Annotated in this window: 14 protein-coding genes; 4 read left to right on the top strand and 10 right to left on the bottom strand. The window is 67.8% G+C overall.

Features of this window, described 5'->3' with window-relative positions:
* Nucleotide 1: 1 nt before the first annotated feature.
* The 3 genes from MIC98_RS02470 to MIC98_RS02460 are packed head-to-tail and all read right to left on the bottom strand — an operon-like array spanning nt 2 to nt 2,505.
* A complete protein-coding gene (locus tag MIC98_RS02470; protein ID WP_239735199.1) occupies nt 2-1,165 on the bottom strand; it encodes a COX15/CtaA family protein in 1,164 nt (387 codons plus the stop codon).
* A gap of 11 nt (nt 1,166-1,176) precedes the next feature.
* A complete protein-coding gene (locus MIC98_RS02465) occupies nt 1,177-1,761 on the bottom strand; it encodes a hypothetical protein (RefSeq protein ID WP_239735198.1) in 585 nt (194 codons plus the stop codon).
* Between the two features lie 18 nt (nt 1,762-1,779).
* The gene (locus tag MIC98_RS02460; protein WP_239735197.1) at nt 1,780-2,505 is read right to left on the bottom strand and encodes an SURF1 family protein; all 726 of its coding nucleotides are present in this window, start codon (nt 2,503-2,505) and stop codon (nt 1,780-1,782) included.
* Between the two features lie 57 nt (nt 2,506-2,562).
* On the opposite strand from MIC98_RS02460, the gene MIC98_RS02455 reads away from it, so the two are divergent.
* Nucleotides 2,563-2,781: a twin transmembrane helix small protein gene (locus MIC98_RS02455; protein WP_239735196.1), complete on the top strand. Its 219-nt coding sequence runs from the start codon at nt 2,563-2,565 to the stop codon at nt 2,779-2,781.
* Nucleotides 2,782-2,880: 99 nt separating this feature from the next.
* On the opposite strand, the gene MIC98_RS02450 is transcribed toward MIC98_RS02455, so the two are convergent.
* The 6 genes from MIC98_RS02450 to MIC98_RS02430 form a co-directional block, all read right to left on the bottom strand.
* Nucleotides 2,881-3,756: a cytochrome c oxidase subunit 3 gene (locus MIC98_RS02450; protein WP_239735195.1), complete on the bottom strand. Its 876-nt coding sequence runs from the start codon at nt 3,754-3,756 to the stop codon at nt 2,881-2,883.
* Nucleotides 3,757-3,779: 23 nt separating this feature from the next.
* On the bottom strand, nt 3,780-4,373 hold the full coding sequence (locus MIC98_RS02445) for a cytochrome c oxidase assembly protein (RefSeq protein ID WP_239735194.1): 594 nt from the start codon (nt 4,371-4,373) through the stop codon (nt 3,780-3,782).
* Nucleotides 4,370-4,504, bottom strand: coding sequence for a hypothetical protein (locus MIC98_RS17005; protein WP_275584464.1), 135 nt, complete (start codon nt 4,502-4,504; stop codon nt 4,370-4,372). The genes MIC98_RS02445 and MIC98_RS17005 overlap by 4 nt, the downstream gene beginning before the upstream one ends.
* A 13-nt stretch (nt 4,505-4,517) precedes the next feature.
* Nucleotides 4,518-6,128 carry a cytochrome c oxidase subunit I gene (gene ctaD / locus MIC98_RS02440; protein WP_057640321.1) on the bottom strand — a complete coding sequence of 537 codons (1,611 nt, stop codon included), beginning with the start codon at nt 6,126-6,128 and terminating at the stop codon, nt 4,518-4,520.
* 63 nt (nt 6,129-6,191) lie between these two features.
* Nucleotides 6,192-7,106, bottom strand: a complete 915-nt coding sequence (gene coxB, locus MIC98_RS02435) for a cytochrome c oxidase subunit II (RefSeq protein ID WP_239735193.1) — start codon at nt 7,104-7,106, stop codon at nt 6,192-6,194.
* 17 nt (nt 7,107-7,123) lie between these two features.
* Entirely contained in the window at nt 7,124-7,597 is a 474-nt protein-coding gene (locus tag MIC98_RS02430) for a DUF2244 domain-containing protein (protein WP_239735192.1), read from the bottom strand.
* A 291-nt stretch (nt 7,598-7,888) separates the two neighbouring features.
* Between MIC98_RS02430 and putA the strand changes: the two genes are divergently transcribed.
* Together putA and MIC98_RS02420 are read left to right on the top strand one after the other, a co-directional pair.
* Nucleotides 7,889-11,113: a bifunctional proline dehydrogenase/L-glutamate gamma-semialdehyde dehydrogenase PutA gene (gene putA / locus MIC98_RS02425; protein WP_239735191.1), complete on the top strand. Its 3,225-nt coding sequence runs from the start codon at nt 7,889-7,891 to the stop codon at nt 11,111-11,113.
* A gap of 118 nt (nt 11,114-11,231) precedes the next feature.
* Nucleotides 11,232-11,966, top strand: coding sequence for a ThuA domain-containing protein (locus tag MIC98_RS02420; RefSeq protein WP_239735190.1), 735 nt, complete (start codon nt 11,232-11,234; stop codon nt 11,964-11,966).
* Between the two features lie 79 nt (nt 11,967-12,045).
* Here MIC98_RS02420 and MIC98_RS02415 read toward each other — a convergent pair whose 3' ends face one another.
* Entirely contained in the window at nt 12,046-13,425 is a 1,380-nt protein-coding gene (locus MIC98_RS02415; RefSeq protein WP_057640316.1) for an outer membrane protein transport protein, read from the bottom strand.
* 214 nt (nt 13,426-13,639) lie between these two features.
* On the opposite strand from MIC98_RS02415, the gene MIC98_RS02410 reads away from it, so the two are divergent.
* Entirely contained in the window at nt 13,640-14,332 is a 693-nt protein-coding gene (locus MIC98_RS02410; RefSeq protein WP_057640315.1) for a rhomboid family intramembrane serine protease, read from the top strand.
* The last annotated feature ends 16 nt before the right edge of the window (nt 14,333-14,348 follow it).

Raw genomic sequence — 14,348 nt, 5'->3', positions numbered from 1 at the left:
ATCACTCCGGTGCACGCAGCCGCGCCAGCAGCGAAACCAGCACGAACAACAGCGCCACCGCGCCGCCGTTGTGCATCACCGCCACTGCCAGCGGCAGGGCGAGCTTGACGTTGAGGATGCCCAGCGTGACCTGCAGCAGCACCAGCACGACCAGCGCGCTGGACCAGCCGCGCATGCCCGGCAGCCGGAACATGCGCGCCGACAACGCCAGCAGGTACAGCGCGACCACCACCGCCGTCATCCGGTGCGCCATCTGGATGGCGATGCGCGAGGCGCCGTCGAGCACCCCGCCCTCGTAATCCACGCCGATGCCGCGCCACAGGGTGAAGCCCTCGACGTAGTTCTGCTGCGGCCACCACTGGCTGACGCAGCGCGGGAAGTTGTCCAGCGCGGCGCTGCCGCCGCCGCAGGCCAGCGCCGCATAGTTGGCGCTGACCCAGCCGCCCAGCGCGATCTGCAGCACCAGCAGCAGCAGGCCGGCGCGCAGCCACCAGCGCAGACGCGGCGCCTCGGCCAGGGTGATCGGCAGGTGCGTGGCCTTCCATGCCGACCACACCAGCAGGCCGAACATCAGCATCGCGCCGAGCAGGTGGCCCATCACCACGATCGGCTTGAGCAGCCAGGTCACCGTCCACATGCCCAGCAGCGCCTGGAAGATCACCACCGCCAGGGTCAGCACCGCGGCGCGCGACAGGTCGATGTTGGACCAGCGCAGCGCGGCCAGCAGCAGGATCGCCTCGCCGGCGATGGCCAGCGCGCTGGAGGCGACGTGCTCGCCGCGCATGTACAGCGGTATCGCCAGCGCCACCAGTACCGCTGCGGCCAGCACCTGCAGCACGCCCCGGCGCCGGCGGCGCGCGGCCAGCAGCGCCAGCGTCAGCACCTCCACGCCGAGCAGGCCGGCGAGGAAGCGGTGCACCTGCTCGCGCCAGGCCTTGTGGCTTTCCAGCGGGCGGATTTCGCTGGCCACGTGCCGGGCCGCTTCCATCTGCGTCTGCGGCCAGGTGACGCGGCCATAGCAGGTCGGCCAGTCCGGGCAGCTCAGGCCGGCGTCGGACAGGCGCACGAACGCACCGAACAGGATCGTGCTGGCGGTCATGATCAGCGCAAACCACGCCAGTCGGTGGAAATTGCGGTGCAGCGCAGGACGCGCAGGGGCATTCATTCGGACGGAACTCACTTCAGTTTCAGCAGCCGGGCCAGGTCCGTGCGCAGCCCGCCCGGATCGAAGCCGGGTGCGTAGCGCAGCACCACGAAGCCGTTGGGATCGATCACGTACACCGGCGTGCCGGCCGGGTCGTCGACGCCGGGCAGCCTCGCGCGGGTCGCGGCATCGGCGCTCAGCACCCGCAGCGCGGGCATGGCGGCCGCCTGTTGCGGCGGCATGCCCAGCCAGAGGATCTCGACATTATCCGCGTTGTGGCCGAACAGCTGCCAGACCGTGTCCAGCTGCTGCGACAAAATGACGCACTCCTGCGCGCAGCCGGCGGCCGGCGCCAGCGCGATGCGCCAATGGCGCGCGGCCGGGTCCCACGCGTAGGGCGTGCCGTCGGCCAGTTGCAGGCGCGCTTCGCGCAGGTCCACCGGCGGGTCGAACAACTGGCCGTGGTTGCGGTTGATCTGCGGCATCCAGCCGGAGAAACGCAGGGCACCGGCCAGCGCCATCGAGCCGAAGAACATCGCGAAGATCAGCAGCAGCACACGCCGGCCGCGGGTACGGATGGCCAGCTGTTCGGGGGTGAGTGCGTTCATGCGCGGCATTTTCCCACGGCTTGGCGTTCAGCGCCCGCCGCGCCGCCGCGTGCGCCATTGCAGGACGGCGGCGATCACCAGCACCGCCAGCGCCATCGCGAACCACTGCACCGCGTAACCTAGGTGGCGCGAAGGCGGCAGCGTATTGGGCAGCAGGTCGAGGTCGCGTTCGTGGCCGAACGGCAGCGCCGGGTCCAGCCGCAGCACCCGCCCGGCCAGCCCGTCGGGCGCCAGCCCCAGTTGCGCGGCGATGGCCGGCATGTCCAGCCGCGTGGCCAGCCATGCCTGCGGCTGCGCCGTTGCCGCCAGCGCCGGGCCCAGCGCGATGCCGGCCGAAGGCGGCGGCGCCCACAACCCCTGCACGTCGATTTCATCCTGCAGCGCGCGGATCGGCGGCAGTTCGCGGTTGGCCGGCAGCGGCAGCCAGCCCAGGTCGACCAGCACCGCCGTGGCCGGCGCCTCGGCGCGCGCGGCCTGGTAGAGCTTCACCCCGGCACGGCCATCGCGCAGTTGGTTGTCCAGCACGATCGTGCCGGGCAGGAAGCGCATCCGCTGGTGCACCCAGTGCAGCGCTTCCGGCTCGTCCAGTGCCTGCGCCAGCGATACGGCCGCATCCCGGCCGGGCGGCAACTGCGCCAGCAACGCCTGCTTTTCGTGCATGCGCTGCACCTGCCAGGCGCCCAGGGCACTGAAACACGCGGCCACGGCCAGCGCCAGCAGCCAGTTGAGGAACACCGTGTGCTGCCGCGTCATGACAATCGCCACCGCAACGGGTGATATAACGCGGCCTTCCCATATGCCGAGCCGCGCATGAACGATTCACTGAAAACACTGCTGGTGATCGCGTTTCTGATCGTCATCGTCTGGAACCTGGGCGCCGGCCTGTATTACCTGATGATCGACCGCGGCCAGACCAAGCGCACGGTCAACGCGCTGACCCGGCGCATCGTGTTGTCGGTGGCCTTGATCCTGCTGGTGGTGCTGGGCATCTACAGCGGCTGGATCAAGCCGCACGGCGTGGTCGGCTGAAGCAGGGAACGGGACAAGGGAATGACGCTACACCGAGCGTCGTTCCCGCCTCCGCAATCGCGCACTCCCTGTTCCCTGATCCCCGTTCCCGGCTCTTTGTCAGAGCACGTAGACGAACATGAACAGCATCAGCCACACCACGTCGACGAAGTGCCAGTACCACGCCGCGGCCTCGAAGCCGAAGTGGTTGTCGCGGGTGAAGTGGCCCTTGGCGGCGCGGCACCACATCACGATCAGCATGATCGTGCCCAGCGCCACGTGCGCGCCGTGGAAGCCGGTCAGCATGAAGAACGTGGAGCCGTAGATGCCCGAGCCCAGGGTCAGGTTGAGCGCGCTGTAGGCGTGGATGTATTCCTCGGCCTGGAAGAACAGGAACACGCAGCCCAGCAGCACCGTCGCACCCAGCCAGATCAGCAGCTGCTTGCGGTTGCCGGCCTTGAGCGCATGGTGGGCGATGGTCAGGGTGGCGCCCGAGGTCAGCAGGATCAGGGTATTGATCAGCGGCAGGCCCCAGGCCGGGATGGTCTGGAAGGCGCCGCCGATGGCGCCCGGGCCGTTGCTCGGCCATGCCGCCGAATAGCCCGCCCACAGCAGGTCGTTGGTGTGCACGCCGTGGCCTTCGCCGCCCAGCCACGGCACGCCGTAGGTGCGGGTGTAGAACAGCGCGCCGAAGAAGGCGCCGAAGAACATCACCTCGGAGAAGATGAACCACACCATGCCCATGCGGAACGAGCCATCGACCTGGCGGTTGTAGTTGCCGGCCACCGACTCGCGGATCACGTCGCCGAACCACAGGAACATGGTGAACACCAGCATCGCCAGGCCGATGAAGAAGGTCCAGCGCCCCCAGCTGATGTCGTTGAGCCAGCTGGCCACGCCGATCATCAGCACCAGCATGGAAACGGAGCCGGCAAACGGCCATTTGCTCTTGCTCGGCACGAAGTAGACGTTGGCATCGGGCGTGTTGTGGGCCATTGCGTGTGCTTCCGGGTGCGTGATCAGGGGGCTGCGTGCGACGAACCGCCGGCGGTGGCCGGTGCCAGTTGCGTCGTCAGCGCGTCGTTCTTGTAGAAGGTATAGGACAGGGTGATGGTGCGGACGTCTTCGGGCAGGTCCGGGTCGACGATGAAGCGCACCGGCATATCGCGCTGCTCACCGGCCTGCAGGGTCTGCGCGGTGAAGCAGAAGCATTCGGTCTTGTTGAAGTAGCCCGATGCGCGCGCCGGCGCCACCGACGGCACCGCGCTGCCGACCAGCGCATGGTCGCTGTCGTTGCGGGCGAAATACAGCGCCTCGTTCAGCTCGCCCGGCACCACGTCCATCGTCAGCTTTTCCGGGTGGAACGCCCACGGCAGCTTGGAATTGACGCCGCCGTCGAACTCCACCCGCACCGTGCGCTTGCCGGTGGCGGCCTGCTGCACCGCACCCTGGCTGGCGCCGCGCTCCAGACGCACGCCGAACACCTTCTCGCAGGCGATGCGGTACAGCGGCACCAGCGAGAAGGTCAGCACGAACACGCCCAGCGCCACGCCGACCAGCCTGGGCAGGCCGGCAGTGCGCGCGGGACGCGGCGTGGGCGCGGGCGTGGTCAATGCGCGAGCACTCCGGACAGGATGAAGCCGACGTAGATCAGCACCGCCACCAGGCCGATGGCCAGCGCGGTGCGCCGCGAACGGCGGCGGCGCAGCGTCAGGTCATCGGTTTTCGGGTCGTTGCCGCTCATGCCGTGCGCTTCCTCAGTGCGAGACGTCGTCGTGGGCCAGGTCGCCCGGCTGGATCACCGGCGGCACCGTGAAGGTGTGCGCCGGTGCCGGCGACGGCACCGTCCACTCCAGGCCCTTGGCGCTTTCCCAGGCGCGGGCATCGGCGCGCTTGCCGCTGCGCAGCGACGCCAGCAGGATGCCGGCCATCAGGAACGGGGTGACGAACATGCCGAACGCGCCGATCGAGCTGATCAGGTTCCAGTCGGCGAACACCGGGTTGTAGTCGGGGATGCGCCGCGGCATGCCGGCCAGGCCGAGGAAGTGCTGCGGGAAGAACAGCAGGTTGACGAACACCATCGTCCACCAGAAGTGCACCTTGCCCCAGAACTCGTTGTACATACGGCCGGTCCACTTCGGCCACCAGTAGTAGACCGCGGCGATCAGCGCCAGCACCGCACCGGTGACCAGCACGTAGTGGAAGTGGGCGACCACGAAGTAGGTGTCGTGGTACTGGAAGTCGGCCGGCACGATGGCCAGCATCAGGCCGGAGAAGCCGCCGATGCTGAACAGCACCACGAAGGAGATCGAGAACAGCATCGGGGTCTCGAAGGTCAGCGCGCCCTTCCACATCGTGCTGACCCAGTTGAACACCTTCACGCCGGTCGGGATCGAGATCAGCATGGTGGCGAACATGAAGTAGACCTCGCCGCCCAGCGGCATGCCCACCGTGAACATGTGGTGCGCCCAGACGATGAACGACAGGAACGCGATCGCCGCGGTGGCGTAGACCATCGCCTGGTAGCCGAACAGCGGCTTGCGGCTGAAGGTGGGGATGATCTCGCTGATCACGCCGAACGCCGGCAGGATCATGATGTAGACCTCGGGGTGCCCGAAGAACCAGAAGATGTGCTGGTACATCACCGGGTCGCCGCCGCCGGCGGCGTTGAAGAAGCTGGTGCCGAAGAACTTGTCGGTCAGCAGCATGGTCACCGCGCCGGCCAGCACCGGCATCACCGCGATCAGCAGGAACGCGGTGATCAGCCAGGTCCAGCAGAAGATCGGCATCTTCAGCAGGTCGATGCCCGGCGCGCGCATGTTCAGCACGGTGGCGATGATGTTGATCGCGCCCATGATCGAGCTGATGCCGGCCACATGGATGGCGAACACGCTGAAGGCGACGTTGTAGCCGCCCTGCAGCGACAGCGGCGGGTACATGGTCCAGCCGCCGGCCGGCGCGCCGCCGGGCAGGAACAGGGTCATCAGCAGCAGGGTGAAGGCCACCGGCAGCAGCCAGAACGACCAGTTGTTCATGCGCGGCAGCGCCATGTCCGGCGCGCCGATCTGCAGCGGGATCATCCAGTTGGCCAGGCCGACGAAGGCCGGCATCACGCCACCGAAGATCATCACCAGCGCGTGCACGGTGGTGAGCTGGTTGAAGAACTCCGGCTTCATGTGCTGCAGGCCCGGCTCCATCAGCTCCCAGCGGATCAGCACCGACATGAACGCGCCGACGATGAACATCAGGAAGCTGAACAGCAGGTACAGCGTGCCGATGTCCTTGTGGTTCGTGGAGAAGAACCAGCGCTCGATGAAGCCCTGCTGGTGGCCGTGGTGATCGGCGTGATCGACTGCGTGGTTTGCCATTGCAACTAACCTCGATTATCCAGTTTCAGGCATCGCGCCGGCACGGGCCGGCGCGCGGCAGTATCAGGCGCCGGTCGCCGGCTGTTCGGCGGGCGGGGCGTCGGCGGCGTCCTGCGCCGCTTCCTCCGCGGCCGGTTCGGCGGCTGCCTCGGCCGCTGCGGGCTTGCGCGAGGCCAGCCAGGACTTGAACGCTTCCTTGGACACGGCCTTGACCACGATCGGCATGAAGCCGTGGTCCTTGCCGCACAGCTCGGCGCACTGGCCGCGGTAGATGCCTTCCTGTTCGATGTTGGTCCAGCGCTCGTTGACGAAGCCCGGCACCGCGTCCTGCTTCCAGCCCAGCGCCGGCACCCACCACGCGTGCACCACGTCGTCGGAGGTGATGACGAAGCGCACCTTGGTGTCCACCGGCAGCACCAGCGGGTTGTCCACGTCCAGCAGGTAGTGCGGGTCGGACGCCATCGTCGGCACCGCGCCGCTCTGGCGGACCTGGTCGGAGTTGCGGTCCAGGCGGCTGGTGAACGCCACGTTCTCGCCGAGGTATTCGTACTTCCACATCCACTGGTAGCCGGTGATCTTCACCGTCATTTCCGAGTCGCGGGTGTCGTACATCGCGATCAGCTTGGCCGTGGCCGGCCAGGACATCACCACCAGGATGATGATCGGGATGACGGTCCAGACGACCTCGGCCTTGGTGTTGTGGCTGAACTGCGCCGGCACCGCGCCCTTGGACTTGCGGAACTTGAAGATCGCATAGCCCATCGCGCCGAACACCAGCACGCCGATGACCACGCAGACCCACAGCGCGACCATGTGCGCGTCCCACGCCATGCGTGCGGTATGGGTGACGCCCTTGCCCATGTTGAGTTGCCACCGCTGCGGATCGGCCGCCTGGGCCCATGCCGCCGTGGGCAGCGCCAGCGCCGCCAGCGCCAACCCGGAGTTGCACAACCTGCCCCACACACTGCTTTGCTTCATTGCCTAGACCCTTGACGTCATCGGTTGCGGCCATCGCTGGCCGCGAGCAAGCCTGCCAGCGTCGCTGCCAGCTCCCGGCGTTCGGCGGGCGCGAGGAAACTCCCCACTTCGACCCGCCTGCCGCTGGAAACCAGCAGGACCCGTTCCTCCTCGACAACCACGCGCACCCAATAGGGATGCGCCCGGAATGCCGCCGGACCACCGGCCGCGGGAATCACTTCCACGCAGTCCGGCCCTACACGAACCTCTTCCCGGCGGTCGCCGCTGCGCCACGAGGCGCGCAGCGCCACCCCCACCAGGAAGCAGTGCAACAACGCGAAGGCAGGGGCGAAGACGTTCCCGGACAGCCAACCCAGGCCGGCCGAGAACAGCATCAACCCCGCCAACGCGGCAAACAACAGGACGAACTGCCGGGCGCTGAGCGCCCGTGGGGGATGCAGCACCAGCTGCGCACGCGAGTCGCCGGAAACCTGCCGAAGCACCTCGATCATGTCGCAACCGCGTCCCTACCGCGGAAAACGCGTTCGATGGTAGCCCTGCGCCCCCGGACCGGCAAGCTCCCGTTCATGCTTGTGGAATGTTGCAGCGCACATGGAAATCGCCGCCCACATTTCCGACATCGGCCGATTAAATGCCGGAATCGGCACAAATAAAACGAGCCCCGCCAAAACCCGCGAATCGCCCGTGTGCCAGTGCTTTCAACCAATGAAGAAAGGTCGGCAGGGACTATGAAATCCCTTCTTCCGGATTAAAATGGCCGAATCCAACCGTGGCCATGCGCAATGAACGCGACACCGTCCAACACCACCCCTCCTCCTCCCGGGAACCTGCTCTCCGCCGAACTGCCGGCGCCGCCGTCCGCGCTGCGCCAGGCCATCACCGATGCCTGGCTGAAGGACGAAACCAGCCACGTCCGCGAGCTGCTGGAGCAGGCGCGGCTGCCGGCCGCCGAACAGGCGCAGGTGCAGGCCACCGCCGCCGACCTGGTGCGCCGCGTGCGCGCCCGCGCCAAGGACCAGGGCGCGATCGAGGCCTTCATGCGCCAGTACGATCTCGGCAGCGAGGAAGGCGTGCTGCTGATGTGCGTGGCCGAGGCGCTGCTGCGCATCCCCGACCGGGAAACGGCCGACAAGCTGATCCGCGACAAGCTCGGCGAGGCCGACTGGAAGCGGCACATGGGCCAGTCCGACTCGGTGCTGGTCAACGCCTCGACCTGGGGCCTGATGCTGACCGGGCATCTGGTCGATCTGGCCGACGACACCAAGCGCGACGTGCACGGCGCGTTCAAGCGCCTGATCGGCCGCGTCGGCGAGCCGGTGATCCGGCTGGCGGTGCGCCAGGCGATGAAGATCATGGGCCACCAGTTCGTCATGGGCCGCACCATCGACGAGGCGCTGGCGCGCTCGCACAAGGGCGACAACGGCAATTACCGCTATTCGTTCGACATGCTCGGCGAGGGCGCGCTGACCATGAAGGACGCGCTGCGCTATCTGGAGGACTACAAGCGCGCGATCCACGCCATCGGCAAGGACAACCTCGCCCGCGGCGGCAAGGCCGACGGCGACGTGACCCGATCGCACGGCATCTCGATCAAGCTCTCGGCGTTGTACCCGCGCTACGAGCACGCCAAGCGCGAGCGCGTGCTGGCCGACCTCGTGCCCGGCGTACTGGAACTGGCGCAGCTGGCCAAGAGCTACGGCATCGGTTGCACCGTCGATGCCGAGGAAACCGACCGCCTCGAACTGTCGCTGGACATCATCGAGCGCGTGGTCGGCGACCCGTCGCTGAAGGGCTGGGAAGGCTTCGGCATCGTCGTGCAGGCGTACCAGAAGCGCACGCCGTACACGATTGATTACCTCGCCGATCTGGCCCGCCGCATCGGCCACCGTTTGCAGGTGCGGCTGGTCAAGGGCGCGTACTGGGATGCGGAAATCAAGCGCGCGCAGATCGACGGCCTGCCCGGCTACCCGGTGTTCACCCGCAAGCAGAACACCGACGTGTCCTACATCGCCTGCGCCAAGCGCCTGTTCGGCCATGCCGACACGTTGTACCCGATGTTCGCGACCCACAACGCGGCGACGATCGCGGCGATCAAGCAGATCGCGCAGGGCCGTACTTACGAGCACCAGAAGCTGCACGGCATGGGCGACGACCTGTATGCCGAGGTGATCCCGGCCGACCGCCTCGACGTGCCGTGCCGCGTCTATGCGCCGGTGGGCTCGCACGAGGACCTGCTGCCGTACCTGGTGCGCCGCCTGCTCGAGAACGGCGCCAATTCCAGCTTCGTCAACCGCATCACCGACGAAGACGTTTCGATCGACGATCTGATCCGCGACCCGGTCGAAGCCGTGTCTTCGTTCGCGTCCGTCGCGCCCTCCAACATCGCGCATCCCAAGATCCCGCTGCCGGTCGACCTGCTGCGCAGCCAGAACCACGACAGGACCAATTCCATGGGCATCAACCTCGCCAACGACAACGAACTGCGTGCACTGGCCGAGCAGCTCAACGCCGCCATCAAGCCGTGGAATGCTGCGCCACTGGTGCCGGGCGCGAGCGTCACCGCCGCCGCGCAGCCGGTGACCAACCCGGCCGACAACCGCGAAGTGGTCGGCCACTGGCAGGCCGCCGACGCCGCCACCGTGCAGCAGGCGCTGGCGAACGCCGTGGCCGCGCAGCCCGGCTGGAACCGCACCCCGGCCGCCAGCCGCGCCGCCATCCTCGAACACGCCGCCGACCTGCTCGAAGCGCGCATCGCCGAGTTCATGGCGCTGTGCGTGAAGGAAGCCGGCAAGAGCCTGCCGGACAGCATCGCCGAAGTGCGCGAGGCGGTGGACTTCCTGCGCTACTACGCCAAGCAGGCGCGCGAGCAGTTCGGCACCGCCGAGAAGCTGCCCAGCCCGACCGGCGAGAGCAACGAACTGCAACTGCACGGCCGCGGCGTGTTCGTCTGCATCAGCCCGTGGAACTTCCCGCTGGCGATCTTCTTGGGTCAGGTCGGCGCCGCGCTGGCCGCCGGCAACAGCGTCATCGCCAAACCCGCCGAGCAGACCAACCTGATCGGCTACTACGCGGTGAAGCTGCTGCACGAAGCCGGCGTGCCGGCCGATGTGCTGCAGTTCCTGCCGGGCGACGGCGCCACCGTGGGTGCCGCGCTCACCGCCGATGCGCGCGTGGCCGGCGTCGCCTTCACCGGCTCGACCGAAACCGCCCGTGCGATCAACCGCGCGATGGCCGCGCGCGATGCCGCCATCGGCGTGCTGATCGCCGAAACCGGCGGCCAGAACGCCTTCATCGCCGACTCCTCGGCACTGCCGGAACAGCTGGTCAAGGACGCGATTGGTTCGGCCTTCACCTCCGCCGGCCAGCGCTGCTCGGCCGCGCGCGTGCTGTTCGTGCAGGACGACATCGCCGACAAGGTGATGGGCATGTTGGCCGGCGCAATGGCCGAGCTGAAGGTCGGCAACCCCGGCGAGCTGTCCACCGACGTCGGCCCGGTGATCGACGCCGACGCGCTGAAGATCCTCACCGACCACGCCGCGCGCATGGACGGCGAAGCACGCCTGATCGCCACCGCGCCACTGTCGGACGAAGCCGCGCACGGCACCTTCTTCTCCCCGCGCGCCTACGAACTGAAGTCGCTGGACCAGTTGCACCGCGAAATCTTCGGGCCGGTGCTGCACGTGATCCGCTGGAAGGCCGACCAACTGGATGCGGTGATCGACCAGATCAACGCCACCGGTTACGGCCTCACCCTCGGCGTGCACTCGCGCATCGACGAAACCGTCGATCGCATCGCCTCGCGGGTCAACGTCGGCAACGTCTACGTCAACCGCAACCAGATCGGCGCGGTGGTCGGGGTGCAGCCGTTCGGCGGCCAGGGCCTGTCCGGCACCGGCCCCAAGGCCGGCGGCCCGCACTACCTGCTGCGCTTCGCCACCGAAAAGACGGTGACGGTGAACACCACCGCCGCCGGTGGCAACGCCTCGCTGCTGACCCTGGGCGACTGATCCACCCGCCTCCGCGACACCCCGGCAAGCCCCGCCCATGCGGGGCTTGCCGCTTCATGGCCCGGCACACGCCGTCGCTGCGCTAGGCTGGCGCGGTCATCCGGCAATGGAGCGGTCCATGCGCAGCACATGCTTTCTGGCCGGCAGCCTTGCGCTGCTCGCCCTGCTTTCCAGTGCCCCGGTCGAGGCCGACGAAACCGGGCGCATCCTGATCTTCAGCAAGACCGCCGGCTTCCGCCACGACGCCATCCCGGTCGCCGTGCAGACCGTGCAGCGGCTTGCCCGCGAGCAGGGCCTGCAGGCCGACCACAGCGAGGACGCCGCGCAGTTCACCCGCGACAACCTCGCCCGCTACCGCGCCGTGGTCTTCGCCAGCACCACCGGCGACGTGCTCGACGACGCACAGCAGGCGGCAATGCAGCAGTACATCCGCGATGGCGGTGGCTACATGGGCGTGCATGCCGCCGCCGATACCGAATACGACTGGCCGTGGTACGGGCAGTTGGTCGGCGCCTGGTTCCACAGCCATCCCGAAGGCCTGCAGAGCAGCCGCGTGCAGCCCGAACACCAAGGGGTGCCCAGCGGGCCGGCATGGGCGGTGCGCGACGAGCTGTACAACTACCGCGACAACCCACGGCCACGCGTGCAGGTGCTCGCCACGCTGGACGAAAGCCGCTACCGGGGCGGCACGATGGGCGACGACCACCCGATCAGCTGGTGCCATGCCTTCGACGGCGGCCGCAGCTGGTACACCGGCCTCGGCCACGACACCACGCTGTACGCGGACCCGGATTTCCTCGCCCAGCTGCGCCGGGGCCTGCGCTACGCCAGCGGCCTGGACGACGGCTGCTGAACTTCCGGCACCGGGGGCCGGCAAACAGAAAGCCCCGCTTGCGCGGGGCTTTCCATTGCCACGGTCGAAGCGGCTTTGATCAGAACTTGTAGTTGATCGATGCGGCCAGGATGTCGCCGCCCACCTTGTACTTGCCCTGCAGCACGTTGCCGGTGCTGGAGGTGGCGTTGATCGCCGGCTTGTTGGTGAACAGGTGGGTGTAGCCGAAGTTGATCTCGGTGTTTTCCTTCGGGGTCCAGCCCAGGCCGAACGACAGCCACTTGCGGGTCACGTCCGGCACGCGCACGTCGCGGTGCGAGTAGGTGGTCGGGGTCTCGTCGTAGGCCACGCCGCCGCGCAGTGTGATGGTGTCGGACAGCTTGTACTCGGTACCGATCGAACCGAAGGTGGTGTCCTTGTAGCCGAATACCAGCACGTTGTCCGGCTGGTTGGAAGCGAAGTCCACCGTCACCTGGTCGAACGCGGTGGACCAGGCGGTGCGCGAGACGTCGCCCATCACCGTCCAGCGGTCGTTGACGCGGTGGCTCACGCTCAACGTGGCCGAAGCCGGCAGGGTCACGGTGGCCTTGCCGCTGGTATCGATGAACAGGCCCTGGGCCTTCAGGTGCAGCAGGGCATCGACGTTGCCCGGCACGTCGAACCGTGCCTTGCCGCCGGTGATCTTGTGCTCGACCTTGGAGCGGTAGCTCAGCGCGATGTTGGTGTCTTCGGTCGGGCTGAAGGTGCCGCCGATCACGTAGCCGAACGCATTGTTGTCACCCTCGACGGTGGCATAGCCATCCGCGCTGCCGGGGACGATGCCCAGGCCGGCGCTGGCGCCGCCACTGGCGCTGTAGGCAACCGCGCCGAAGTCCACGGCATTGGCCAGTTCGATGGTCAGGTGCTCGACGAACACGCTGGCGCCGAAGGACACGTACGGGTTGACGTCATACGAGAACGCCGCACCCAGGTCGACCGCCTTCAGGTCGGTCTTGGTGCCGTGGTAGCGGCCGACCCAATCGCGGTCGTACTGAGTCTTGAAGCCGAACGGCGCGGTCAGCGACACGCCGAAATGCATGTTGTCGTTCTCGCCGAACGGCAGGTGGAAATAGGCCGCCGGAACCGGGGCGATCATGCCCGCGTCGCCGCCATTGCCGCCCGAGATCGGGCTGCCGGTGCCCGCGCCGGTCGGGCCGGCATTGCGTGCGCTGTAGATGTCTTCCATCTTGGCCGAGAAGCTGATCGCGCTCACGTCCGCCTGGAACTGGCGACCGTTGAGCAGGCGCATCGAGGCCGGGTTGGTGGCGACGACCGAAGCGTCGTCCCAGGCGCTGGTGGAACCGGCGAAAGCACGGCCCAAGCCCTTGGCGCTGTTTTCCTTGAGCTGGAACGCGGCGCCTTCGGCGTGGCCGATGGCCAGGATGCCGGCGATGCCGATGGCCAGGGCGGTGACGCGGGCGAAAGTGGAAGCGGTATGCATTGGAAGCTCTCTCCGTAAGACGGTGATGATTCGGTGTGCGCCTGCGTCACGGTGCCGCCATACGGTACCGGACGCGCCGGAGTTTCCCTCCCGACATACGACGCCGTATGCAGTATTACCCAGCGTCGTTAACTAAACAATAACGCTGGCGCATTCAGCTTTGTCCGTGCCGAAATGCCTCGATCCGTCTGCGGCACGGTAGGCTTGCCACCGCATGTTCGTCTCCATCCCCTCCCGCAAGAAACCGGGCCTGCGCTGGGCGGTGCCGCTGCTGCTGGCGGTGCTGTGGCTGGCGTTCCTGTGGTCGGTTTCGCGGCCGGACGAGGCGCGGCAGTCGCTGTGGCTGGACTGGGGCGCCCTGTCCACCGGGCTGGAGAACCCCCGCGACTGGTGGGCGGCGCTGCGCGACGGCAGCGTGCTGCGGCTGTTCACCGCACTGTTCCTGCATGCGGACTGGTCGCACCTGCTGGGCAACCTGGTGTTCCTGCTGATCTTCGGCATGCCGGCCGAACGCGTGCTGGGGCCGTGGCGGTTGCTGCTGCTGTTCCTGCTCGGTGGCGCGGCCGCCAACCTGGCCGCGCTGTACGCGATGGGCACGCCGGACCGGATCATCATCGGCGCCAGCGGCGCGGTCTCGGCCCTGCTCGGCGCCTACCTGGCGCTGTTCCCCGGTGCGCGGCTGGGCGTGGTGCTGCCGCTGGGGCTGTTCCTCGAATTCGTGCGGGCGCCGGCGTTCCTGCTGATCGGCGTATGGGCGGCGTTGCAGGTGGTGTTCGCCTACATCGGGCCGAGCTTCGGCAAGGTGGCCTGGTCGGCGCACCTGGCCGGGTTCCTGTTCGGAATCGTCTATGGCCTGTACGTGCGTGCGGCCATCGCCCGGCGGCTGCGCCAGCGCCACGGCTTCTAGGCCTGCCCTCCTATAA

The sequence above is a fragment of the Stenotrophomonas sp. NLF4-10 genome, from assembly GCF_022359915.1.
In the GTDB taxonomy this organism is placed as follows: domain Bacteria; phylum Pseudomonadota; class Gammaproteobacteria; order Xanthomonadales; family Xanthomonadaceae; genus Stenotrophomonas; species Stenotrophomonas daejeonensis.
Note: the sequence above shows the minus strand (reverse complement) of the source record. Positions and strands in the feature narration are given on the sequence as shown.